17 protein-coding genes and 3 pseudogenes are annotated in these 23750 nt (G+C 67.7%); 13 read left to right on the top strand and 7 right to left on the bottom strand.

What is annotated here, in order from left to right:
* Positions 1-2: 2 nt before the first annotated feature.
* The 5 genes and pseudogenes from AC5Y7D_RS21355 to lysX all read right to left on the bottom strand — a co-directional run bounded on the left by AC5Y7D_RS21355 (position 3) and on the right by lysX (position 5500).
* Positions 3-1172, bottom strand: coding sequence for a winged helix DNA-binding domain-containing protein (locus AC5Y7D_RS21355; RefSeq protein ID WP_499927450.1), 1170 nt, complete (start codon positions 1170-1172; stop codon positions 3-5).
* A gap of 51 nt (positions 1173-1223) precedes the next feature.
* Positions 1224-1313: pseudogene (locus AC5Y7D_RS21360) on the bottom strand (hypothetical protein); the annotation flags it as partial.
* Positions 1306-1539, bottom strand: coding sequence for a hypothetical protein (locus AC5Y7D_RS21365; protein WP_499927452.1), 234 nt, complete (start codon positions 1537-1539; stop codon positions 1306-1308). The gene AC5Y7D_RS21365 and the pseudogene AC5Y7D_RS21360, both read right to left, overlap by 8 nt.
* A gap of 1 nt (position 1540) precedes the next feature.
* Positions 1541-1978 carry a DUF6653 family protein gene (locus AC5Y7D_RS21370; protein ID WP_499927454.1) on the bottom strand — a complete coding sequence of 146 codons (438 nt, stop codon included), beginning with the start codon at positions 1976-1978 and terminating at the stop codon, positions 1541-1543.
* 111 nt (positions 1979-2089) lie between these two features.
* On the bottom strand, positions 2090-5500 hold the full coding sequence (gene lysX, locus AC5Y7D_RS21375; protein ID WP_499927455.1) for a bifunctional lysylphosphatidylglycerol synthetase/lysine--tRNA ligase LysX: 3411 nt from the start codon (positions 5498-5500) through the stop codon (positions 2090-2092).
* Positions 5501-5880: 380 nt separating this feature from the next.
* Between lysX and infC the strand changes: the two genes are divergently transcribed.
* The 5 genes from infC to AC5Y7D_RS21400 all read left to right on the top strand — a co-directional run bounded on the left by infC (position 5881) and on the right by AC5Y7D_RS21400 (position 8956).
* A complete protein-coding gene (infC, locus tag AC5Y7D_RS21380; RefSeq protein WP_499927493.1) occupies positions 5881-6474 on the top strand; it encodes a translation initiation factor IF-3 in 594 nt (197 codons plus the stop codon).
* Positions 6475-6536: 62 nt separating this feature from the next.
* Positions 6537-6731 (top strand): 50S ribosomal protein L35, encoded by a 195-nt coding sequence (gene rpmI / locus AC5Y7D_RS21385; protein ID WP_065049064.1) that lies wholly within the window; start codon positions 6537-6539, stop codon positions 6729-6731.
* Positions 6732-6823: 92 nt separating this feature from the next.
* Positions 6824-7213, top strand: a complete 390-nt coding sequence (gene rplT / locus AC5Y7D_RS21390; protein ID WP_499927458.1) for a 50S ribosomal protein L20 — start codon at positions 6824-6826, stop codon at positions 7211-7213.
* A gap of 14 nt (positions 7214-7227) precedes the next feature.
* Entirely contained in the window at positions 7228-8004 is a 777-nt protein-coding gene (locus tag AC5Y7D_RS21395; RefSeq protein WP_499927460.1) for a TrmH family RNA methyltransferase, read from the top strand.
* 157 nt (positions 8005-8161) lie between these two features.
* The gene (locus AC5Y7D_RS21400) at positions 8162-8956 is read left to right on the top strand and encodes a PE family protein (protein WP_499927462.1); all 795 of its coding nucleotides are present in this window, start codon (positions 8162-8164) and stop codon (positions 8954-8956) included.
* A gap of 4 nt (positions 8957-8960) precedes the next feature.
* On the opposite strand, the gene AC5Y7D_RS21405 is transcribed toward AC5Y7D_RS21400, so the two are convergent.
* Entirely contained in the window at positions 8961-10004 is a 1044-nt protein-coding gene (locus AC5Y7D_RS21405; RefSeq protein ID WP_499927464.1) for an oxygenase MpaB family protein, read from the bottom strand.
* 262 nt (positions 10005-10266) lie between these two features.
* Here AC5Y7D_RS21405 and AC5Y7D_RS21410 point away from each other — a divergent pair.
* The 8 genes and pseudogenes from AC5Y7D_RS21410 (at position 10267) to AC5Y7D_RS21445 (ending at position 23035) form a co-directional block, all read left to right on the top strand.
* Positions 10267-11123, top strand: a pseudogene (locus AC5Y7D_RS21410) (adenylate/guanylate cyclase domain-containing protein).
* Positions 11124-11132: 9 nt separating this feature from the next.
* Entirely contained in the window at positions 11133-11948 is an 816-nt protein-coding gene (locus AC5Y7D_RS21415) for a rhomboid-like protein (protein WP_499927466.1), read from the top strand.
* 213 nt (positions 11949-12161) lie between these two features.
* Positions 12162-13730 (top strand): PE domain-containing protein, encoded by a 1569-nt coding sequence (locus tag AC5Y7D_RS21420; protein WP_499927468.1) that lies wholly within the window; start codon positions 12162-12164, stop codon positions 13728-13730.
* Positions 13731-13897: 167 nt separating this feature from the next.
* Positions 13898-14941, top strand: coding sequence for a phenylalanine--tRNA ligase subunit alpha (gene pheS / locus AC5Y7D_RS21425; protein ID WP_499927470.1), 1044 nt, complete (start codon positions 13898-13900; stop codon positions 14939-14941).
* Complete coding sequence (gene pheT, locus AC5Y7D_RS21430) at positions 14941-17427, top strand: phenylalanine--tRNA ligase subunit beta (protein WP_499927472.1); 2487 nt, start codon at positions 14941-14943, stop codon at positions 17425-17427. Before pheS ends, pheT begins: the two co-directional genes overlap by 1 nt.
* Before the next feature lie 170 nt (positions 17428-17597).
* Positions 17598-18287, top strand: a complete 690-nt coding sequence (gene folE / locus AC5Y7D_RS21435; protein ID WP_499927473.1) for a GTP cyclohydrolase I — start codon at positions 17598-17600, stop codon at positions 18285-18287.
* Positions 18288-18512: 225 nt separating this feature from the next.
* Positions 18513-21068, top strand: a complete 2556-nt coding sequence (locus AC5Y7D_RS21440; RefSeq protein WP_499927475.1) for a PE family protein — start codon at positions 18513-18515, stop codon at positions 21066-21068.
* 149 nt (positions 21069-21217) lie between these two features.
* Positions 21218-23035: a PE family protein gene (locus AC5Y7D_RS21445; RefSeq protein ID WP_499927477.1), complete on the top strand. Its 1818-nt coding sequence runs from the start codon at positions 21218-21220 to the stop codon at positions 23033-23035.
* Between the two features lie 217 nt (positions 23036-23252).
* On the opposite strand, the pseudogene AC5Y7D_RS21450 reads toward AC5Y7D_RS21445, so the two are convergent.
* Positions 23253-23750, bottom strand: a pseudogene (locus AC5Y7D_RS21450) (methyl-accepting chemotaxis protein); the annotation flags it as partial.

A 23750-nucleotide genomic window follows, 5' to 3' on the forward strand; every position in this document is an offset into this window, starting at 1 on the left:
TGTCACCGGTGCAGGCCCGACTTCGACAGCGGTGACGGGAAGCGCGCGCTGATCCGGACACCGTCCAGCCACTCGGTGAGTTGGTCGGCGCGCCGTTGCAGGGTACGCCGCGCGTCGGCACCGGGGTCCTCCAACAGTTGCAGGTGTACGCGGGCGCCGTCATCCTGGCACCAGCCGCCCACCACCCTGCCGCTCCACCATGCCGTGGGCCCGGCGTTGCCGTTGCCGTCGAAGACGTCACCGCGATGCCCGCCCAGATACCAGTCCCGGTCCGACCAACCCATCGTCGTGCAGTCCAGACCCGGCAGCAGTGCGCCCCACGGCGCGATGTCGGGCTCAACGCCCAGGTCGCTGGCCAAGGCATAGCCTGGTCCGCCGTGCAGATCCACCTCCACCGCACCGATGGTGGCCAGCGCGGCCCGTACCGCTGTCAGGGTGGTGCCGAACCACCACTTGATGTCGTTGACGGTCGCGGGCCCGAACGTCTGCAACCAGCGGCGGATCAACTCGGCCCGCGCCGCTGCCTCGGGTACCGGATCGTCGATGTGTGTCAGCCATTCCGCGCTGGTGCTCCACCGCGGGCGTGACGCGGTCCAACCTCCATCGTTGGGGCCGCGCACGATGTCACCGCGCGCCGACATCACCGTCAGCACTCGCGGGGCCACCGGAACTGATCCACCCCAACGCTTTCCGGGCGCCGGATCGTAGCTGCCGGCCAGTTCCGGCAGCGCGGCCCGCAGTTCGGTGCTGGTGGCCGGGCCGTGCTCGCTCAGATGGCGCACCACCGCCGCACACGCCTGGTCCAGCCAGCTCTCGCCGTCCGTCGTCAACCCGGCCTTGTGCAGGTCGGCGACCAGCCGGCGCCGCTCGTTGTCGGCGACCTGACCGCCGGCTGCCGACCGGACCAGCGCGACGTCCTCGGAGTTCACCAACCATAAGGTCCGGCGCATCGCCAGTTGCTTGACCGCAGAACGCTTTTCGTATAGCACCCGGTCCAGGGCGGCGGTGGAGAACCCGCGGCAGCGGGCCCACAACGACAGGTAAGGCGTGGCCGGATCGGTTGCGTGCAATCCCACCAGCCCGCCGGTGACGCGCGACACCGAACCGGCGCCGACCAGGAAGTGTCTGCGCGCCAACCGGTTCTGGCGCTCAGCGATGCTGAACCTGCGCACGGCTCAGCCGGCTGCACAGGTCATGTGGACGCCCGCAGGGCCCTGGCACGCTTCGCCCATTCCACCGCGGCCCAGCAGCGGGCGCAGTCGGTAGGGTCCGAACTGCATCCCGGCCCGCGAGTTCGGCATGGCGTCAGTCATCGGTGTGCATGGACTCCCGGATCTGAGCCAACCGCTCCGCGGCCGCGCGCTGACGCTCCTCGTACTGCTCCTCGGCGGACCGACCAGTGTCGGCCGCGAGTTCCTCGGCACCTTGAGCTGTCCCGAAGCGCGACTCGATCTTCTCGCGCACCGAGTCGAACGTCGGCACGCCCGAACTGTCGTATCCGGGATCGGGAGTGGTCGGTGGCTCGGGCATGTCCGACACGTTACTGGTGCGGGGCCGGACAGCCTTCCTGCCGCGCGAGATAGCGCACCATCTGCTGCCAGTAGACCATTGTCAGGGCCATTTGCACGGCCACGGCGACGACCGCTGGGCCCAGCCGGCGACGTCGAGCGGCCACCAACGCGACTGCCGCGGCTACCGACGTCGCCGCGCTGACAGCCATGGCGGCATCCCGGGGCCGGCGGGTGATCCACAGCTCCTCGCCCAACATGGCCCGCGTCGCCCAGGCGCGGTGGTGTTCGGGCTTGCCGAAGACGAACGGGTTCAGCGCCAGCCACACCGCCAGCAGCACGGCGTGACCTGGCCGTCGTGTCCAGACCGGCACCAGGACCAGCGGCGTGCCGGCCCACCGGGTCCACGCGCTCCACGGGTGGCAGTGCCGCGCGAAAATCGCGCGGCGGACACGGGCTACCGAAACCATCAGCTCGCGTCCCGCGTGCGCGTGGGGTGGGACTGCGGGCGTCGGGGAAGTCGCGGTCTCCGGCGGCGCAAGCCCGGGGCGGTCGTCATGTTCTTGTCGGGATCAGCTCGGTCAATGCGGTTTGGCCAGCGGGAACGGCAGCGTCTCGCGAATGCTGCGGCCGGTGATGAGCATCACCACGCGGTCGACGCCCATTCCGAGGCCTCCGGTGGGGGGCATCGCGTACTCCATCGCCTGCAGGAAGTCTTCGTCGAGCTCCATCGCTTCCGGATCGCCGCCGGCGGCCAGCAGTGACTGCTCCTGCAGGCGCCGCCGTTGTTCCACCGGGTCGGTGAGCTCGCTGTAGGCGGTGCCCAGCTCGACGCCCCAGGCCACCAGGTCCCAGCGCTCGGCGACCCCGCGTTTGCTGCGGTGGGGCCGGGTCAGGGGGGACACCGAGGTGGGGAAGTCGATGTAGAACGTCGGATGCTGGGTGCGGTCCTCGACCAGATGCTCATAGAGTTCCAGCACCACAGCGCCGGCGTCCCAGTACGCGCGGTAGGGAATGTGGGCGGCATCGGCGAGTCTGCGCAGGGCGGTCAAGTCGGTGTCGGCGTCGATGTGCTCGCCGAGCGCCTCGGACACCGCGTCGTGGACCGTTTTCACCGGCCAGACGCCCGAGATGTCGACCGGCTCCAGACGGTCGCCGGTCGAATCAGTCGGGCCGACGGGCCGCAGCGCGGTCTGCGCACCGTTGGCGGCTTCGGCGGCGTTCTGGATGAGTTCGCGGCAGCCGTCGATCCACACCCGGTAGTCGGCGTGCGCCTGGTAGGCCTCGAGCAGAGTGAACTCGGGATTGTGGCTGAAGTCGACACCCTCGTTACGGAAAGCCCGGCCGAGTTCGAAGACCCGCTCGACACCGCCGACGCACAGTCGCTTGAGATACAGCTCTGGTGCGATGCGCAAGAACAGGTCCATCGTGTAAGCGTTGATGTGGGTGACGAACGGGCGGGCGGTGGCGCCGCCGTGCACCTGCTGCAGGATCGGTGTTTCGACCTCGATGAACCCCTTGGCGAACAGGGTTTCGCGGATCGAGCGCAACGCGCTGCTGCGCGCCGTGATCAGGTCGCGCGAGTCCGTGTTGACGGCGAGGTCGACGTAGCGCGTGCGCACCCGGGCTTCGGGGTCGGTGAGGCCCTTCCATTTGTTCGGCAGCGGGTGCAGGCATTTGCCGATCAGCCGCCAGTTGGTGACGATCAGCGATCGGGTGCCCTTGTCGCTGAAGCCCATGTGACCGGTCGCCTCCACCAGGTCACCGAGATCGATCGCCGCGTTGAAGTCGGTCGTCTTGCCCTGCTTCAACCGTGAATTGTCTAGCAGCAGCTGCATTTCGCCCGACCAGTCGCGCAGGTGGGCGAACAACACGCCACCGTAATTGCGCACCCGCAGGATGCGTCCGGCGACCGAGACGGCGGTGCCGTCTTGAATGTCGGCCGCCATCGCTTGCGCGACGGTGTGGCTGGGCGGCTCGCCCACCGGATAGGCGTCGATGCCGTTGTCGCGCAGCTTCTTCAGCTTGGCCAGCCGGACCCGGACCTGCTCGGGCGAACGGCGCCCATCGTCGAATTCCGGGTCCGCCAGGTCCTCCGCCTGCAGGCTGCTCACGTCGGGCGCGGTGCCGTCGGGGTGCAACAACCCGGAATCCACCAGCCGTTGCGGTACCGCCGTGTGGTGGCCGGTGTGGGACTTGTCGCGCCGGCTGAAGGGCAGCACCAGGAAGCCCTCGGCGATCACCGAGGCGACGCCCACCCGCGGCATCATCCGCGCATCGTCGTAACAGGCGTAGCGGGGCACCCACTCGGGCTGGTACTTGGCGTTGGAGCGGTAGAGCGTCTCGAGCTGCCACCAGCGCGAGAAGAACACCAGCAGCCCGCGCCACAACCGCGCGACGGGTCCGGCCCCGAGTTGCTCGCCCTGCTCGAATGCCGAACGGAATACCGCGAAGTTCAACGAGATTCGGCTGATGCCCAGATTCTCGGCGTGCAGCGTGAGCTCGCTGACCATCAATTCGATGGTGCCGTTGGGGGATTGCCGCGATCGGCGCATCAAGTCCAGCGACACGCCGGTGGTGCCCCACGGCACCAGCGACAGCATTGCCACCACCTCGCCGGCCGGATCGACCGCCTCCACCAGCAAGCAGTCGCCGTCGGCCGGGTCGCCGAGCCGGCCCAGTGCCATGGAGAAGCCGCGTTCGGAGTCGGTGTCGCGCCAGTTGTCCGCGCGCGCCACCGTCTGCTCCATCTCGGCCCGCGAAATATCGCGGTGGCGCCGGATGCGCACCGTCAGCCCGGCACGCCGGGCCCGCGTCACCGCCTGTCGTACGCCGCGCATCTCCGGGCCGGACAACTTGTACTCGGCCGGCCGCAGAATCGCCTCGTCACCCAGCACCAGCGCGTTGAGGCCGGCTTCTCGGTAGACCTGTGCGCCCTGGGAACTGGCTCCCATGACGCCCGGTGCCCAGCCATAGGTCTGGCACAGCTGCAACCAGGCCTCGACGGCCTGCGGCCATGCCCTGGGATCACCGACCGGGTCGCCGCTGGCCAGGCAGACGCCGATTTCGACGCGGTAGGTGAGTGCTGCGCGGCCGCTGGGGGCGAAGATCACCGACTTGTCGCGGCGGGTGGCGAAATACGCCAGCGAGTCGTTCTTGCCCCACAGTTCGACCAGGCCCCGGATCGCGGACTCGTCCTCGCCGGTCAGCGCGTTTTCGGCACGCTGCGACAGGAACAGCACGATCGTCGCGGCGATCAGCGCGAACGCGCCGAACAGCCCGAAGATGGCGTTGAGGAAGACGTGCGGTCGGCCAGTGAACAGGTCGGGATCGGCGAAGCCGAACCCGACCACCCGGTTGGCCACGTACGGCAGCCGCTCCGGCGCCGTGAGCGTCCCGGGGAACATCTCCACCAAAGCCCACGAGGCCAGGATTCCAATGGCCCCGCCCACCACCAGCACAGCGGCGGCTCGGAAAAGTGCCCCGCGGCGGACCTTGGCCCAGAACTCCCGGTAGCCCAGCACCAGCAGGACGATCGTCACGATGTGGAATGCGAAGCCGAGGTTCTCGCCGAACGCTTCGGCCGGCGTGTTGCCGCCCGCGGCGATATCGGCGGCATTGATCACGGCGTGCACCACCATGTTGCCCAGCAGCACCAGCCAGGCAACGCGCTTGCGTGCGGTCAGTGCCGCGGCCAGCAGGGCGAGCACGAATGACCACGCGAAGCTGGTGTCGGGGAAGTTGAACAGGTAGCTGTTGATGAACACCCGCGGACCGTGGATCAGCCAGCGGATCAGTGGGGACACACTGGCCAGCAGCGACACGGTGGCGATCACGCCGACAGTCCAACCGGCTGCGGCGGGCAGCCAGTGATACCGGGAAGTCGGCCTGCGAGTCGGGCGCGGCTTGGTGAGTGTCACAGACCGCGAGGATATTCGCTTGAGCCGGGAAATTCCCGGCTTAGTCAGGCTTACCCGTGGACTTGCGCGCATAGGCTCGTCAGACGGACCTTCGGCGGCCCGATATATGGACGCCGGGCGCCCCGCTCGGCGGATTGCCGGCGGCACGCGTCTTGCCTGCTAAACTGATCGCTGCGACCATCCCGGCCTCAGGCCAGGGACAGTGAAGAGGAGTCCCACTCCCACCGGTTGCCACGAGATTTTCTCAAGGCAATTCGGTCCGGTCACAGGCATCATAAAATGCCTGTTCTGTGCCTTGCGCAGGCGGTTTGACCAGGTCAAGCCGTGATCGGTCGGCAATGGGCCCTGCTTGTGCAGGGCTTTTCTGCTGATGGTTGGGTGTGCCTCCGCTGCTGTTTCCGGCCGGGTCCAGGTTTGGGCCGCGCGGAATATAAGCCAACGAGGGAGGCCCCATCAGCACTGAGACCCGCGTCAACGAGCGCATTCGCGTGCCTGAAGTTCGATTGATCGGCCCTGGGGGGGAGCAGGTAGGCATCGTGCGTATCGAAGACGCACTCCGCGTTGCCGCGGACGCCGATCTCGACCTTGTCGAAGTTGCTCCCAACGCCAGACCGCCGGTCTGCAAGATCATGGACTACGGCAAGTACAAGTACGAGGCGGCGCAGAAGGCGCGCGAATCGCGCAGGAATCAGCAGCAGACCGTCGTCAAGGAACAGAAGCTGCGGCCCAAGATCGACGACCACGACTACGAGACCAAGAAGGGCCACGTGGTTCGCTTCCTCGAAGCGGGGTCGAAGGTCAAGGTCACGATCATGTTCCGCGGCCGCGAGCAGTCACGGCCGGAGCTGGGTTACCGGTTGCTGCAACGGCTGGGCGCCGACGTGGCCGAATACGGCTTCGTCGAAACCTCGGCCAAGCAGGACGGCCGCAACATGACGATGGTGCTGGCACCGCACCGCGGCGCGAAGACTCGTGCCAGGGCACAGCATCCGGGCAGTGCGGCGGGGCCGGCCGACGCTGCCGACGACGACGTCAAACCGTCCTAGCACCAAACTGCGGCACGACAACAGCTCACCAGAAGCTCACCAGAACCAGAAACTGAGGAAACATGCCCAAGGCCAAGACCCATAGCGGGGCTTCCAAGCGGTTCCGGCGTACCGGTACCGGCAAGATCGTCCGGCAGAAAGCCAACCGCCGGCACCTGCTCGAGCACAAGGCGACCAAGCGCACCCGCCGGCTGGACGGCCGCACCGTGGTGTCGGCTAACGACACCAAGCGCGTCAACTCGATGCTCAACGGCTAGCCCTTCGCCGCAACGTATCCCTCACGAAACCCCCCGGCAGCCGCGGGCTTTCGGCAGCCCCCGACCGATTTTGAACGAGAGTAGGAACACCCATGGCACGCGTGAAGCGGGCGGTCAACGCCCACAAGAAGCGGCGCAGCGTCCTGAAAGCTTCGAAAGGCTATCGCGGACAGCGATCCCGCCTCTATCGCAAGGCCAAAGAGCAGCAACTGCATTCGCTCAACTACGCCTACCGTGACCGTCGCGCCCGCAAGGGGGAGTTCCGCAAGTTGTGGATCTCGCGGATCAACGCCGCCGCGCGTGCCAACGACATCACCTACAACCGGCTGATCCAGGGCCTCAAGGCCGCCGGTGTGGAGGTCGACCGCAAGAACCTCGCGGATATCGCGATCACCGATCCGGCAGCCTTCACCGCGCTGGTCGAGGTCGCTCGTGCGGCGCTGCCCCAGGACGTCAACGCACCGTCCGGAGAGGCTGCCTGACGCCGAGCCCTTCGGTGCTGACCGAACGCTCGGCCCGGGTGGCCGCGGCGGTCAAGCTGCATCGGCACGTCGGCCGGCGCCGCACAGGGCTGTTTCTCGCCGAAGGCCCGAACCTGGTCGCGGCTGCCCTGCAGCGCGGTCTGGTTGTGGACCTGTTCGTCACCGAGGAGGCCGCGCGCCGTCATGACCGTTTGCTCTCCGGACCGCAGGTGCCGGTTCACCTGGTGACCGAGCGGGCCGCAAAAGCGTTGTCCGACACCGTAACTCCGACGGGTCTGGTCGCGGTGTGCGAGATCCCGGCGACGAGCCTGGACGACGTGCTGGCCGGGTCACCCAGGCTGATCGCCGTTGCGGCGGACATCGGCGAACCCGGCAACGCCGGCACGCTCGTGCGCATCGCCGACGCGATGGGTGCGGCGGCGGTGGTCTTGGCCGGGCACAGCGTCGACCCGTACAACGGCAAATGCCTGCGTGCCTCCACCGGTAGCATCTTCGCCATTCCCGTCGTGGTCGCCCCAGACGCCGGGGCCGTGCTGACCCTGCTGGGCGCCGCCGGCCTTCAGGTGCTGGCGACCGCGGTAGACGGTGAGACGTGTCTCGATGATGCCGACCAGATGCTCGCCCGGCCGACGGCGTGGCTTTTCGGGCCCGAGTCGCACGGACTGCCCGCCGACCTCGCCGCGCGGGCCGACCGACGGGTGCGTATCCCGATGGCGGGCGGCGCGGAGAGCCTGAACGTTGCCGCGGCGGCAGCCATTTGCCTGTACCAGAGTGCGCGGGCCTTGCGCTAAGCCCCGGTACCGCCGCCTAGCAAATCTTTCGTCCGGCCCCGACCGTCATCGAGAAATATGAATTCGGTTAGCGCAGAATTTGCCTGCCGCCTGTTAGTATTCATCTCACGTCGAATAGTCGGCGGGTGTCACAAGCACTCTCGGGGCAGGTGCAGCTATGTCGCAATTGAGCGTGGTGCCGGAGATTCTGAGCTCGGCCAGCGGATGTCTTGAATCCATAGGTAGCGGATTACGCACCGCCAACGCGGCGGCAGCCGCCCAAACGACCGCCATTGCAGCCCCGGCACTCGATGAGATTTCGGCGGCCATCACAACGCTTCTTGGTAAGCGCGGCCAGCAATTCCAAGCGCTGAGCGCGCAGTCTGCGGCTTATCACGACAACTTCGTCAACTTGCTGAACGGCGGCGCCGCGCATTACCTGAGAACCGAATTGGCCAATGTACAGCAAACGATGGAGAGTCTCGGACCGGTCGGCGCTGCCGCGGTCGCCCCAACAGACGTCTTCACCAGTCTCACCACGGTCACCCAGAGCTCCCACTATGGCCCCTTGCAGCTCTCGTCGAGCATCGGCCTGTCGGGGCTGTACCAATCCGCGACCCTGAACGGGCCGTTCGGTCCGGTGGCATCGTTGTCGCTGAGTGGCACCCCTATCCTTCCCACCAGCATGACGGGAGCATTGGGGCTGGTGGCCAACGCAACCGGAACACTGAACACCGCGTTCGGTCCCGTGACGTGGATGTCGGCGAACGGAATCGTGTCGATGTCAGCGACCGGGGGGTTCTCCGGGTCCTTGAGTGGCCTGACGCCGTTGGGTCCCGCAGCGATCACGCTGAACGGAACCGTGCCCACGGTCACCGGGGGCTCGATCACCGCGCTCGGCTGGCAGTTCTGGTTTCAGGGCACCCAGTTCGGCGTCGTCCCGCTGTTCCTGCAGCCGCTCGGCCTGGCTTAGCGTCTCAAGCAGCGCGGCTGCGTCCCCGCGAAGGGCGCAGGCCCGCGATGGACAGCGTGCCGTGCACCAGCGCACCCGCCCGCTCCATGATCACCCGGGCCGGGTCCAGGGGCGAGCGCGGCCGCGGCGGAAAGTAGTGCATCGGCAGCCCGCGGCGGTCCCGCGGTGGTGCCATGAAGACGGGGGCCTCGACCAGCGGCGCGTCGTCGCGAATGCGTCCCTCCGCGCGCCGGTAGGCCGCCAATGCGCGCGGGTGCAGCCGGATTTCGTCGGGCACCGCCAGAAACGCCAACTCGACCAGCTTGCCGAAAAGCCGCAACAGGATCTCGTCGCCGGGAGTCCAGCGCATGCCGGCTTTCTCCCGGACCGCCGGCTCGAACAGTCCCGCGGCGATCCAGCGCTGGCCGGCCACCAGCGGCTTGAACAGCTGATCCCAGATCGGCGTGGGCATCAGCACGAACTTCGGCTTGGGGATCCGAATCTGGAAGATGTCCAGCACCGCCTGGTTGATCTCCAGCTCTTCGCGGCCGACCCGCTCCCAGTACTCCTGGAATTCCTCCCACGACTTGGGCACCGGCCGCATACTCATGCCGTACATCCGGTACCACTGCACGTGCTCGTCGAACAACTGGCGCTTCTCGGCCTCGGTCAGACCGCCGCAGAAGTATTCCGCGACCTTGACGACGAGCATGAAAAACGTCGCGTGCGCCCAGTAGAACGTCTCGGGGTTCAGCGCGTGATAACGACGACCCGCGCTGTCGGTTCCTTTGATGGTGCGGTGGTAGCCCTTGATCTGCTGGCCGGTCTGGGCCGCTCGGTCGCCGTCGTAGACCACGCCCATGATCGGGTACACCGACCTGGCCACCCGCTGTAGGGGCTCACGCAGCAGGATCGAGTGCTCCTCGACCCCCGCGCCCAGCTCCGGGTACATGTTCTGGATGGCACCGATCCAGACGCCCATCATTCCGGTGCGCAGGTCCCCGAAGTATCTCCAGGTGAGCGAGTCCGGCCCGAGGGGGTCGGCCGCTGTAGTCGAACTAACAGTCATCACGGCCTCCAAAGCGCCTCATTTGGGCCCACGATAAACGGTGACAACATACGTTGTCTAGAAAATCATCGGATGCGTCGCGGCTGTGTTACGAGCTCTCCACAGCACCGCTGCACACGCGTGATCAGGCTCTTTGCCTCGGCGTGTGACGCAAGTGGCGTGTGCCTCGTTGCCTGGTTCAGTCCGGACCGCCTACCCTTGCCGAGTGGAGGTCGGGCCTGGCGAAGCGGAGTCCGGCGTGCCCGATGAGACCGCGACAGCCGTGGCAGAAGACGATGCCGTGCGCCGGCGTTCGCCGGCGAAATGGTTCAGCAGCACCAATCGCAGTCCGGGCGTGGTTGCCTTCGTCAAGCGAGCCCGACGGTTGCTGCCGGGCGATCCCGAGTTCGGCGACCCACTGTCGACCGCCGGGGAGGGCGGTCCGCGCGCCGCCGCCCGTGCCGCCGACCGGCTACTGGGGACCGCGACGCGGCATCGCGCGAGCTCAGTCTGGGTGTCTTGCAGGTGTGGCAGGCGATGACCGAGGCGGTGTCCAGAAAGCCGGCAAACCCGGAAGTGACGCTGGTGTTCACCGACCTGGTGGGTTTCTCCGCGTGGTCGCTGCAAGCCGGCGACGATGCCGCTCTCACGCTGCTGCGTCAGGTCGCCCGGGCCGTCGAGTCACCGCTGTTGGACGCCGGCGGGCACATCGTCAAGCGGATGGGTGATGGCATCATGGCCGTCTTCCGTCGTCCCGGGGTTGCCCTCAAGGCGGTCCTGGCCGCTCAGGAGGCGATCAAATCCGTTGAGGTGCAAGGATATCGGCCTCGAATGAGGGTGGGGATCCACACCGGAAGGCCACAGCGGCTGGGCGCGGACTGGCTGGGCGTCGATGTGAACATCGCCGCCCGGGTGATGGAGCGCGCCACCAAGGGCGGCGTGATGATCTCGAGTCCGACCCTGGACCTGATTCCGCAGAGCGAGTTGGACGCCATGGGCGTCACCGCCAAGCGGGCGCGTCGCCCGATGTTCGCCAGCAAACTGACCGGTATTCCGCCGGACCTGGCGATATATCGTCTGAAGACGCACAGAGAGCTGTCAACCAGCGATAACACAAACGAGACAAACATCCAGGCATAGTGGAACGTGATGTTCTCTAACCTCGTCTCCCGGCTGTCGCGGGTCCGCTTCACGGTGGGCTACGTGGCGGCGTTGTTCGCGGTCAGCATCACGATGCTGATGCTGAGCCCCCAGGCTCACGACCGCGTGATCCGGCACGCCAGCACCAACCTGCACAACCTGTCACACGGACGCGTCGGCACGCTGATCGGCAGTGCCTTCGTCGTCGAGGCCGGGCCGCTGTGGTTCTGGCTGCCGTTCCTGACCTGCCTGCTGGTGCTGGCCGAGCTGCACCTGCGCACCATCCGGCTGCTCGTGGCGTTTTTCGTCGGCCACATCGGGGCCACGCTGGTAGTGGCGGCGGCACTGGCGGCGGCGGTGAAAATGGGCTGGATGCCGTGGTCCATCACCCGTGCCAGCGATGTCGGAATGAGCTACGGCGCGCTGGCGGCGCTGGGCGCGCTGACCGCCACGATTCCGCGGCGCCTGCGGTCGGCGTGGATCGGCTGGTGGATCTCGGTGAGCGTGGCCGCGGCGATCATCGGCGGCGAATTCACCAACGCGGGCCACGCCGTGGCCGTCGCTCTCGGTGTCCTGGTCTCGCTGCGCTTCCGCGCGCCGGTGCACTGGACGCCGGCGCGGTGTCTGATGCTGCTGGGGTCCGCAGGCTTCGGTTTCCTGATGCTGGCGCACAGCCTGTGGGGGATGGCCGCCGGCATCGTATGCGGTCTGTCCGGGGCCCTGGTGACCCATGTCGTCACCGCTCGGTTCACCCCCCGCGCCGCCGGCGATGCAGCGTGGGACGACGTGGCTTCCGACGCACGGCCCGCGACGGTTGGAACTTAACCGGTCAGCAAACTAGAACCCGGTTCTGGTTGGCCGGTTGTGTGCGTCGCTTGAACGACGCCCGGCCTCCTGGGGTGTTACTGAAACCGCTGCTCAAAGGCCTGAAAGGCCGCCTGTTCGTTGACCGCACGATTCGGGCGGCGCACGGTGATTGAAAATGTCCTACCCAAGTGGCAACGTATCCGGGGCGTACCGAACCGACCGGAGGAAGCCATGTCGTTTGTGATCGCCGATCCGGAGATGCTGTTCGCTGCGGCGACCGACCTGGCGGGCATCCGGGCGGCGGTGGTGGCCGCGAACGCAAACGCCGGTCTGTCGACACTCGCCCCGGCCGCCGCTGACGAGGTATCCACCGCAATCGCGGGGATGTTCGGAGCCTACGGCCAGGAGTACCGGGCGCTCAGTGCTCAAGTGGAGGCATATCACGCTCGGTTTGTACAGGCCATGGCCGCGGGTGCGGGTTCGTTTGCCAGCGCCGAGGCGGCCAACGCCTCGGCGTTGCAGGTCCTCGAGCAGCAGCTGCTCAGAGTCGTGAATGCGCCCACTCAACTGCTGTTCGGTCGCCCGCTGATCGGCGACGGGGCCGACGCGTCGGTGGCCGGCGGCCGCGGAGCTGACGGCGGGTTGCTGTTCGGAAATGGCGGCAGGGGAGCGGCGGGTGCCGGCGGGCAGGTCGGTGGTGCCGGCGGCGATGCCGGGTTGTTCGGCAATGGGGGTGACGGCGGCAACGGCGGTGCCGGGGCGGCGGGCGGTGCCGGCGGGCGGGCCGGACTGCTGTTCGGCCGGCCAGGCATCGCGGGGCAGTTCGGCGGCGTCACGCCGCCGCCCCCGATCGTCAACGGAGTGTTTTCGCCCTATGTCGACATGACACTCTGGCCGCAGTTCGATTTTCCGGGTGCCGCCCGCATCGGGAGCATCGAGGACGTCACGTTGGGCTTCATCACTGCCAACTCCGCCGGCCAGCCGGCGTGGGGAGGTTTCGACGCGTACACGATCGGCAACGGCGATACCGTCGCCGAGGGGAATCTGCTGTTTCAGATCAACAGACAGATGGACGCCATGCGCGCCGCAGGCATCGATGCCACCATCTCCTTCGGGGGCGCGGCGAATCAGGAGCTTGCCCTGACCGGCGGGACGGCTGCAGAGCTGGCGGCGAAGTACTCATCGGTGATGGACGCTTACGGAATTCGCAAGCTCGATTTCGACATCGAAGGTGCGGCCCTCGGCGACACGGCCTCGCTCACTCTTCGCTCGCAGGCCATCGCCTCGTTGCAGGCCGAGGGGATCGCTGCCGGCAAGCCGGTGGAGGTGTCGTTCACCCTCCCGGTGATGCCGACGGGCCTGACGCCCGAGGGACTGCGGGTCGTCCAGAACGCGGTCGACAACGGCGTTCAGATCTCGCGCGTGAACATCATGGCGATGGACTACTTCGATCCGACGCTGTCGTACGAGGGAAAGATGGGCGACTACGCGATTCAGGCGGCCACCGCCGTCCACGATCAACTGGTACCGCTGTATCCGTCCAAGAACGACGCCCAGATCTGGTCGATGGTCGGCGTCACGCCGATGATCGGCGTCAACGACAATCCGGCCGAAATCTTCACCCTGGCCGACGCGCAGAAGCTGACCGCCTTCGCCGAGCAGAAGGGTCTGGGCGGCCTGCACATGTGGTCGGCTAACCGCGACTTCCCGGGCCTGCCGGGGGTGCTGTCGAATACGAGCAGCGGGGTGGCGCAGGACCCTTGGGAGTTCTCCCAGACCTTCGAGGAGTTCGACACCTGATCTCAGGTCGTCGTGATCCGTGGCACAACGGGTTATGACTTATGATCGGCAGTTGCGTCATACCCCTGCCGCGACCCTCCCGCTGCCGATGCGGGCCGCGCTCGAGCCCATCGCGCGGGGTAGAGGCCGGGTAGCCCGACCAGCCTCAACAAGGAGAGTGCCGCCGCGTGGGTGATCAACCCGTCGACCTGTCGCAGGAAGCACTGGCCCGGGCGGTCGAGGCCGCCCAGCGCGCCATTGCGGCCGCCGACAGTCTGGATGCGCTTTCGCACACCAAGACCGAGTACCTGGGCGACCGCTCGCCGTTGGCCCTGGCACGTCAAGCGCTGGGCAGCCTGCCGAAGGACGAGCGCGCCGACGCGGGCAAGCGGGTCAACCTCGCCCGCAGCGCAGCGCAGCGCAGCTATGACGAGCGACTGAAGGAACTGCGCGCCGAGCGGGACGCGGCTGTGCTGGTGGCCGAACGCATCGACGTCACCCTGCCTTCGACCCGGCAACCGACCGGCGCGCGGCACCCCATCACGATGCTGGCCGAGCACATCGCCGACACGTTCATCGCGATGGGCTGGGAACTGGCCGAGGGGCCGGAGGTCGAGACCGAGCAGTTCAACTTCGACGCTCTCAATTTCCCGCCGGATCATCCGGCACGCAGCGAGCAGGACACCTTCTACATCGCACCGGAGGACTCGCGCCAATTGCTGCGCACCCACACGTCGCCGGTGCAGGTGCGCACCCTGCTCGAGCGCGAACTGCCCGTCTACATCATTTCGATCGGACGCACCTTCCGTACCGACGAACTCGACGCCACCCACACGCCCGTCTTTCACCAGGTCGAGGGACTGGCGGTGGATCGGGGGCTGACCATGGCCCACCTGCGTGGCACGCTCGACGCGTTCGCCCGCGCCGAGTTCGGGCCGTTGGCACGCACCCGGATGCGCCCGCATTTCTTCCCGTTCACCGAACCCTCCGCCGAGGTGGACGTCTGGTTCGAAGGCAAGAAGGGTGGTGCGGACTGGGTGGAGTGGGGTGGCTGCGGAATGGTGCACCCCAACGTCTTGCGGGCCGCCGGCATCGACCCGGAAGTGTATTCGGGCTTCGCCTTCGGAATGGGGCTGGAACGCACGCTGCAGTTCCGTAACGGCATACCTGACATGCGAGACATCGTTGAAGGCGACATACGGTTCTCACTGCCGTTCGGGGTCGGGGCCTGATGCGCGTTCCGTACAGCTGGCTGCGCGAGGTCGTCTCGTCCGGTGCCCCGGGATGGGATGTGGGACCCGGTGACCTCGAACAGGCGCTGGTGCGCATCGGCCACGAGGTGGAAGAAGTGGCCAGGCTCGGTCCGGTCGAGGGCCCGCTGGCGGTGGGCCGAGTGGCCGAGATCGAGGAACTGAGCGGGTTCAAGAAACCCATCCGGGCCTGCCTGGTCGACGTCGGCTCCGGGCAGATGCAGGAAATCGTTTGTGGCGCCACCAATTTCGTGGTCGGTGATCTGGTAGTCGTGGCATTGCCCGGAGCTGTCCTGCCCGGGAATTTCACCATCGCTGCACGCAAGACCTATGGCCGCAACTCCAACGGGATGATCTGCTCGGCCGCCGAACTCGGCCTGGGTACCGATCATTCCGGAATCCTGGTTTTGCCGCCGGGAACCGCAGAACCCGGTACCGACGGCGCCGTGGTGCTGGGCCTGGACGACGTGGTCTTCCATCTGGCGATCACGCCCGACCGCGGCTACGGCCTGTCGGTGCGCGGGTTGGCCCGGGAGATCGCGTGCGCCTACGACCTGGACTTCGTCGATCCCGCTGCCGTGCCGCCACTGCCGGCCCAGGGCGAGGCCTGGCCGCTGTCGGTCGACCCCGACACGGGGGTGCTGCGGTTCGCGTTGCGGTCGGTCACCGGGATCGATCCGGCGCTGGTGTCGCCGTGGTGGCTGCAGCGGCGGTTGCTGTTGTGCGGCATCCGCGCCACCTCGCCGGCGGTCGACGTCACCAACTACGTGATGCTCGAACTCGGCCACCCCATGCACGCCCACGACCGCAGCCGCATCACCGGTGGCTTTCAGGTGCGCTTCGCGCGGCCCGGTGAGACCGTCGTCACCCTCGATGACGTCGAACGCAAGCTGGAACCGGTCGACGTCCTGATCGTCGACGACGTCGCGACCGCGGCGATCGGCGGCGTGATGGGCGCAGACAGCACCGAAGTGCGCCCCGACTCCACCGACGTCCTGCTGGAGGCCGCAGTTTGGGACCCGGCGGCGATTTCGCGTACCCAGCGACGGTTGCACCTGCCCAGCGAGGCGGCGCGACGGTACGAACGTGCGGTCGATCCGGCCATCTCGGTAGCCGTGTTGGACCGGTGTGCCAGGCTGCTCGTCGACATCGCCGGCGGGGTCGCCGAACCTACCCTGACCGACTGGCGGGGCGACCCACCGCGCCAGGACTGGTCGCCGCCGCCGATCCGTATGCGGGCCGACCTGCCGGACCGCATCGCCGGGGTGACCTACGCGGCAGGCACCAGCGCCCGCCGCCTGACCCAGATCGGTGCCCAGGTGTCGCAAGACGGCGACACTTTGGAGGTCACGCCGCCGAGTTGGCGTCCCGATCTGCGGCAGGCCGCCGACCTCGTTGAAGAGGTGCTGCGGCTGGAGGGGCTGGAGGCGATCCCGTCGGTGCTGCCGTCGGCGCCCGCGGGCCGCGGACTCACGGCCATCCAGCAGCGCCGTCGCGCGATCGGCAGGTCGTTGGCGTTGTCCGGCTATGTCGAGATCCTGCCGACGCCGTTCCTGCCGGCCGGTGTGTTCGACCTGTGGGGACTGTCGGCCGACGACCCGCGCCGAACGACCATCAGTGTGGTCAACCCGCTGGAGGCCGATCGCCCGCAGTTGGCCAGCACCTTGTTGCCGGCCGTACTGGAAGCGCTGCATCGCAATGTGTCCCGCGGGCTGGGCGATGTTGCGCTGTTCGCGGTCGCGCAGGTGGTCCAACCGACCGAGCAGACCCGTGCTGTCGACCTGATCCCCGTCCACCGCCGGCCCACCGATGCCGAGATCGCCACCCTGGACGCCTCGCTTCCCCGGCAGCCGCAGCACGTCGCCGCGGTGCTGGCGGGGTTGCGCGAGCCGCGCGGTCCGTGGGGACCGGGCCGTGCCGTGGAAGCCGTCGATGCATTCGAGGCGGTCAGAATCATCGCGCGCGCCAGCAGGGTGGAGGTCACGCTGCGGGCGGCCCAGTACCTGCCGTGGCATCCGGGCCGGTGTGCCGAAGTTGTCGCCGCCGGAACGGTCATCGGGCATGCGGGGCAGTTGCATCCAGCCGTGATCGAGCGCGCCGGACTGCCACACGGGACGTGCGCGGTCGAGTTGAACCTGGACGCGGTTCCGATCGGCGAGGTACCGCCCGCGCCGCGGGTCTCGCCCTTCCCGGCCGTGTTCCAGGACGTCAGTCTGGTGGTGCCCGCCGACGTCCCCGCGCAGGCGGTGGCGGACGCGGTGCGCGAAGGGGCCGGCGAACTGCTCGAACATCTGCAGTTGTTTGACGTATTCGCCGGTGCGCAGATCGGTGCGAATCGCAAATCGCTGACCTTCGCCCTGCGGTTCCGGGCGCCGGATCGCACGCTCACCGAGGACGATGCCACCGCGGCCCGCGATGCCGCGGTGCGGTGTGCTGCCGAGCGCGTCGGCGCCGAACTGCGTAGCTGAGCATCGCCGGGAGGCCGACACCCGGCCCATGCCGTTTGGTCGTCATCGATGTTGGCACAGGTGGGCGTGAGAGTTTCAGGGGTTGTGCCCGAACTCGACAGCTGCGTAGGTTTAATTCGTCAATTTGCTGAGATGATCCCGCTTCCCGGCGCCGTCGGCGAGGAGCCTGCATGACCAACGTGGCCGATCAGCCGGACAATGTCATCGAGATAGCGTCTGGGGGGATGAACCCGAACCGGGCCAGCCGTTGGTTCGAAACCCCGCCTCGGCAGATCTCCGAGTCGCAGTGGGAGCGGTTCCGGGCGTCAATCTCCGAGATCTTGACCGCATTCGGAATGGATCTGGAGACGCCGGGCACCCGGGAGACTCCGAGACGATTCCTCAAGGCGCTCTACGACATCACCGCCGGATATGACGGCGATCCGAAGCTTGCGACCAGCTTCCCCACCGAGCAGGGCAAGGCCGTCGAGGTCGCGCCCTCGCAGGTGATCGAGGGACCGATCGAGTTCAACTGCCTGTGCGAACACCACGCCCTGCCGTTTTTCGGAACCGCGTTCATCGGCTACATCGCAGGTGACCAAATCATCGGCATCTCCAAGCTGACTCGACTGGTCCGGCTCTTCGCGCGCAGGTTCACGGTTCAGGAGCGGCTCGGCGAGCAGGTCGCCGACGGCCTCATCGCGTTGATCGAACCTCGCGGCGTGGCGGTGCACCTGGAAGCCTCGCATCTGTGCACCCATGCCCGCGGGGTCGAGGAGCATTCGCGGACGACCACGATGGTCTGGCGCGGCGAGTTCGCCGACGCCGATCTGCGCCGCGAGTTCCTTGCCGAGGTCCGCGCGCTGCGGCGCGGGCTGTAATTGAGGCCGCGCGCTGATTCCCCTCGGGCCCGCCAGCTTTGGGCTGGTTCGGCGACGTCCGCCGATCTGTCGGCGCAGTTGATCGGGCGTCCCGCGCCCCGGCGGTGGCTTCGAAGAAGCACATTGAAAACATGCGTTTTCCCACGCGTATAGTTCGCGCACCGCTAGGCTGCGTTTTCCGGCGATACGCCGGGCTCAACTTTGCATCGAGGCGAGGGGCTGGCAGTGTCATATTTGGTCGCGACTCCGGACTTGGTGACTGCCGCAGCAGACAATCTGGCAGGAATTCGGACCGCACTCGGCTCGGCGGCCGCCGTGGCGGCAGGACCCACGACCGGAGTGGTGGCAGCCGCATCCGATGAGGTTTCAGCCGCGATCTCACAAGTTTTTGGTAGCTACGGTCAGCAATTTCAAGCCCTCACCAGACAGGCGACGGCATTTCACGCCGAGTTCGTGGGTCTGCTCAATAGTGGCGCTGCCGCCTATGCCGCCGCCGAAGCGGCCAACGCATCGCCGATGCAGTCTGTACTCAACGCGGTGAACGCACCTGCCCAGGCCCTTTCTGGGCGCCCGCTGATCGGTAACGGTGCAGATGGGGCGGCCGGCATCGGAACCGGGGCCGGGGGAAACGGGCAGCCGGGTGGCCTCTTGTACGGCAACGGCGGCAACGGCGGGGCCGGCGGGCCCGATGGCGGTGCCGGCGGTAACGGCGGATACGCCGGGTTGATCGGCAACGGTGGACAGGGCGGAGCCGGCGGCGCCGGGGTCGGTGTCGGCGGGGCCGGCGGTTTCGGCGGCGCCGGTGGCCTTCTGTTCGGCAACGGCGGGGCCGGCGGTGCCGGTGGCGTCGGCGCGACCGGGGTCGGTGCCGGAGGGGCGGGCGGCAACGCGCTGCTGTTCGGCGCCGGCGGCAACGGTGGAGACGGCCCGTCCGGTGGCGCCGCAGGTCGCGCCGGGTTGTTCTACGGTGACGGTGGCAGTGCGGGGGCCGGGTCTGGACAGGCCGGTGCCGCCGCCGGCCTGTTCGGCAATGGCGGCAACGGCGGGTCCAGTGAGACGGCCGCCGGCGGTGGCGGCGGTAATGCCTTCTTCGGCAATGGCGGAGACGGCGGCTCCAGCCTCGCCGGTGCCGGCGGTGCCGGCGGGAACGCCATGGTCGGACAGGGCGGGAACGGCGGTGCGGCCGGCGGCGTGGTGAGCGCGGCGGGCGGTACCGGCGGCAGTGTGGGGCTATTCGGCTCCGGCGGGAACGGCGGGAACGGCGGCACCGGCGTAGCAGTTCCGCTCACCATCGGCCTCAGCGGCGGTTTCGGCGGAAACGGCGGCGGCGGCGGACTGCTGGGCGGTAACGGCGGCGCCGGTGGGGCAGGTGGCACAGGTGGGGCCGGCGGCGCCCTCGGAGTCGGCGTCGGAGGTAACGGTGGTGCCGGCGGCAACGCCAGCTTCTTCGGTAGCGGTGGGGCCGGCGGGACCGCTGGCGCTGGTGGCGGAGGCTTCCTCGGCTTCGCCGGCGGCGCCGGTGGTGTTGGCGGGAGCGGCGGCAGTGCCGGGCTGTTGATCGGCGACGGTGGGGCCGGTGGGGGCGGTGGCGCCGGCGGCATAGGCGGCTCCATCGGCGGTAAGGGCGGCGCCGGTGGCGCGGCCGGAGTTGGCGGCGACGGCGGCCTGCTGTACGGGAACGGCGGAGACGGTGGGGCCGGTGGGGGCGGCGGTGCCCGCGGAAGCATTGGCGCTTCGGGTGGGGCCGGCGCGAACGGCGGCGACGGCGGCGACGCCAGGTTATTCGGTACCGGTGGGGCCGGTGGCGCGGGTGGGGCCGGTGGGACCCCCGGTGGCGGGGCCCCCGGTGTGGCCGGTAACCCCGGCTCGAACGGGCTCTTGGGGGCAGGTGGTTCATCCAGCGCGGCCGCGGTGGCCTACTCCGCCGCGAGCGGCGACTCGATCGTCGGGCCGTATCAAGACCTCTTCACCAACACCGTCACCAACCTGCAGAGCATCGGCGATACCTGGCTGGCGAACCCGGCACCGTTCCTGGACCAGTTCCTCACTAACCAGTTTGGTTACGGGTCGCTGACCTTCACGGCGCTCACCAGTGCCACTCGGGAATTCACCATCGGACTGGCCGGTATACCGGGCAGCCTGCAATCGGGCGACGTGGCGGGTGCTTTGGTAGGTCTGTTCGTCAGTGGTATCGACGCGAGCGACTTCGCGAACATTCAACTGCTCGGCACCGTGGGAGATCTGTTCCCCCTGTTGACAATTCCCGGAGACACGGCACAGAACTTCACCAACGTGATCAAGACGGTCCTGGACACGAACATCGCGTTCACGATCGATATCCAGATCGATCCGCCGGCGGTGTCCGGTGCAGCGACCGTAGGATTGCCGCTGGCCATGACCCTCAATGCGGTGGGCTCGCCGATCACCACGGCGCTGGCGTTCGCCGATAGCGCAACGGCGGTTACAAGTGCTCTTCAGGCCGGGAACGTGACGGCCGCAGCGACCGCACTGGTCGGTGCTCCCGCCAACATCGCCAACGGCTTCCTCAACGGCGAGGCGACGCTGCCGCTCGCGCTGCCGCTGTCGGCCACGGCGGGGATCCCGGTGACGCTTGACATCCCGGTGGGAGGCATCCTCGCGCCTCTCCGGCCGTTGATGGCCACTGTGGATATCCCAGATTTCGGGCCGGTAACCATCGCGCTCGGTGGAACGCCGGCCGGAGGCATCATTCCCGCGTTGCTGAATTACGCGCCCGTCCAGCTCGCGAACGCAATCAAGTAGCCTGCGGCTTGCAGGCCTCGCCCGGGCATTCCGCGGTTCTGCGCGGGCGGAGATCGCGGCTTGTATCCCGCACCCTGAGCTGAGGTTTGGCAATTGCGCCGAGTGGGTACTGCGCGCCTACATCGGATGTCCATGGACGGGGGTTGACTGTGTCGTTTGTGATCGCTGAGCCGGATCTTGTCACGGCGGCCGCCGGGCAACTGGCCGGGATTCGATCGTCGATCGGTGCAGCCGCCGAAGCCGCTGCAGCTCCGACGACCGGGATCGCCCTGGCGGCGGCCGACGAAATCTCCGCAGCGATCTCGCGACTGTTCGGCACTTATGGGCAGGAGTTTCAGGCGGTCAACTCCCAGGCGGCGGCGTTCCACGCCGCGTTCGTGCGCCTACTCAACGGGGGGGCGGCGGCATATGTCGACGCCGAAATAATCAACGCCGAGCGCATTCTGCTCGGTGGCGCCGCGGGTTTCCCGACGGCCGCGCCCACCGACCCGCTCGGTGGTTTGTTGGACGGACTGCTCGGCGGCGGCACCAGCGCTACCACCGGTGGCGGCCTGAGCTCCGTGCTCGGCGGCAGCGGCGGAATACTGGGTCCGCTGTTATTCGGGGGGACGGGTGGGCTGCTGGGCCCGCTTGTCGGCGGCAACGGCCTCCTGACTGGCCTCGTGGGCGGTGGGCCGCTGGCGCCGGTCTTCGGCAGCGCGGGTCAGCAACTCGGTCTGCTTGCGTCCGGGTTCTTGAACGGCACGGGCGGTGCGGCGCTCACCGGTGCGCTGCAGTCGCTTACCGGTCCGCTCGGGACCATCCCGGTGATCGGGGACCTGGGTCGCACGCTGTTGCCCGGGTTGTTCCCGTCCGCGATTACCGCATCCGCATATCCGGTGGGCAGCGCATGGCAGCGGCTTTTCGTCAACACCTCCAATAACCTGTCGGCGCTCAACGCCGCCTTCGGTCAGGACCCATTCCCGGTTCTTCGGCAGGTCCTGGCAAACCAGCAGGGCTACGGGGTCCAGATCGGCACGGAGCTGTCGTACGCCGCCCAGAACCCCGCGCTGTGGGCAGAGGCAACCCTTCGATATCTTGCCGCGGCGAACCCGGCGCTGGCCCTGCAAACGGCCCTCACCGACCAGGTCACATACGCCAACACCATCGTCAGCTCGCTGAGCAGGTTCGGCTCAGACCTCCAAGCCGGTCTGGGACAGTTCCAAACAAGCATGCAGGCGGTGAGCCAGGACATCTCGGCGGGTGACTACAACGGCGCCGTCCAGGACGGCACGGCGGCATTCCTGAACCTCTTCATCACCGGATTCGACACCAGCAACCTCAACGACATCAAGGTGCTGGGCCCGGCGGCCGATCTTTTCCCGCTCTTCGCCATCCCTGGTCAGGAAGCGCAGACTTTCGCGAACCTGCTTCCGGCCGGCAGCGTGCCGAACAAGATGATGCAGAACGTCGCGAACATGCTCAACGCGTTCGCCGACACCAGCATCTCGACGACCATCGGCGGAACGCTTATTCCGCCGTCGCTGCAGCTCGACGCCAATTTCGGGCTGCCGCTGTCGGTCCTCTTCTCGGTGCTGGGGGCGCCGGTAGCGGGCCTGAACGGATTCGCGACCGCAGCGACCGTCATCGGAAACGGCATTGCGACGGGCAATATCGGGATGATTGCCGGTGGACTCTTCGATTCACCGGCCTACGTTCTCGACGGGTTGCTCAACGGGACGACGCTCGTCGATCTCACGATGAATGCCCAACTGCTGCCGGGCATCTCGCTGCCGGTGGTGATGCACCTGCCGTTCAACGGCATCCTCGTTCCGCCGCAACAGGTGACGGCCACGGTCCCGCTCGAAATTCTGGGCGTTCCTCTCCCGATCAATCTGACATTGGGCGGGACACCGTTCGCTGGGCTGGCCAACACCCTGCTGGTTTATACGCCCCGCCACTTAGCGGACGCCATCACACCCGCCTGACCGGGGTTCCTTGCGGGGATACCTGAGCAAACCCGGGCGTCGAATACCGGGGACGCATCGCACGTTGGCCTGCCGCTGCCCCCTCATGCCGATCACTTGACGCGAGAGTCGGACCCAGCGAAAGCCGAGGTCGTACACCTGCTGCGACTTGCTGCCCAGGGACGCGGCACCAGACCTCAGCCACAGCCGAGTGTCGGGTGCCGCGTCGTCGGGGGTTCTAGGTGCCGATCGAAGCGCCGAAGCTGGCGTTCAGCGCCGCCTGCAGTGCCAGCTGCAGGTTGATCAGGACGTCGCGGATCGATGCGCTGAGGCCCAGTGTGGCGTTATTCAGTGACGCCAACAGGGTTCCGCCGGTCTGGGTGAGACCGGACAGAGCAGTCTGGAAGCCAGTCACCAGCGCTCCGCCTGTTCCGCCGAAGCCCGACAGGCCGGCGCCGAAGCTTGCGCCCACGGCGCTGTTGAAGACCGTGGCGAACTGAGTCACCGCGTTCGTCCAGATGCCGGCGAGAGCCGCACCGGTTTGCGCGGCTCCTTCCAGCGCTCCCATCAGGTTTCCGGTTATCACAGCACCCGTCTGTGTCAGGCCGGACAGGCTCAAGGCCAGACCGGCGGTGAGCGTCTGTCCGGCGTTGACCAGACCGGTGATCCCGCTGTTGAGTGCGGCCGAGAGCCCGGCCAGGTTCAAGTTGCCGGACAGCATTGCGTTGAGGGCCAG

Source organism: Mycobacterium sp. NGS49 (assembly GCF_059812565.1).

What these genes read in the sequence shown, in the direction of transcription:
- AC5Y7D_RS21370 (WP_499927454.1), bottom strand. Translation starts at nt 1,978, where the DNA reads ATGGTTTCGGTAGCCCGTGTCCGCCGCGCGATTTTCGCGCGGCACTGC.
- lysX (WP_499927455.1), bottom strand. Translation starts at nt 5,500, where the DNA reads ATGCGCGCAAGTCCACGGGTAAGCCTGACTAAGCCGGGAATTTCCCGG.
- rpmI (WP_065049064.1), top strand. Translation starts at nt 6,537, where the DNA reads ATGCCCAAGGCCAAGACCCATAGCGGGGCTTCCAAGCGGTTCCGGCGT.
- rplT (WP_499927458.1), top strand. Translation starts at nt 6,824, where the DNA reads ATGGCACGCGTGAAGCGGGCGGTCAACGCCCACAAGAAGCGGCGCAGC.
- AC5Y7D_RS21400 (WP_499927462.1), top strand. Translation starts at nt 8,162, where the DNA reads ATGTCGCAATTGAGCGTGGTGCCGGAGATTCTGAGCTCGGCCAGCGGA.
- AC5Y7D_RS21405 (WP_499927464.1), bottom strand. Translation starts at nt 10,004, where the DNA reads ATGACTGTTAGTTCGACTACAGCGGCCGACCCCCTCGGGCCGGACTCG.
- AC5Y7D_RS21415 (WP_499927466.1), top strand. Translation starts at nt 11,133, where the DNA reads ATGTTCTCTAACCTCGTCTCCCGGCTGTCGCGGGTCCGCTTCACGGTG.
- AC5Y7D_RS21420 (WP_499927468.1), top strand. Translation starts at nt 12,162, where the DNA reads ATGTCGTTTGTGATCGCCGATCCGGAGATGCTGTTCGCTGCGGCGACC.
- pheT (WP_499927472.1), top strand. Translation starts at nt 14,941, where the DNA reads ATGCGCGTTCCGTACAGCTGGCTGCGCGAGGTCGTCTCGTCCGGTGCC.
- folE (WP_499927473.1), top strand. Translation starts at nt 17,598, where the DNA reads ATGACCAACGTGGCCGATCAGCCGGACAATGTCATCGAGATAGCGTCT.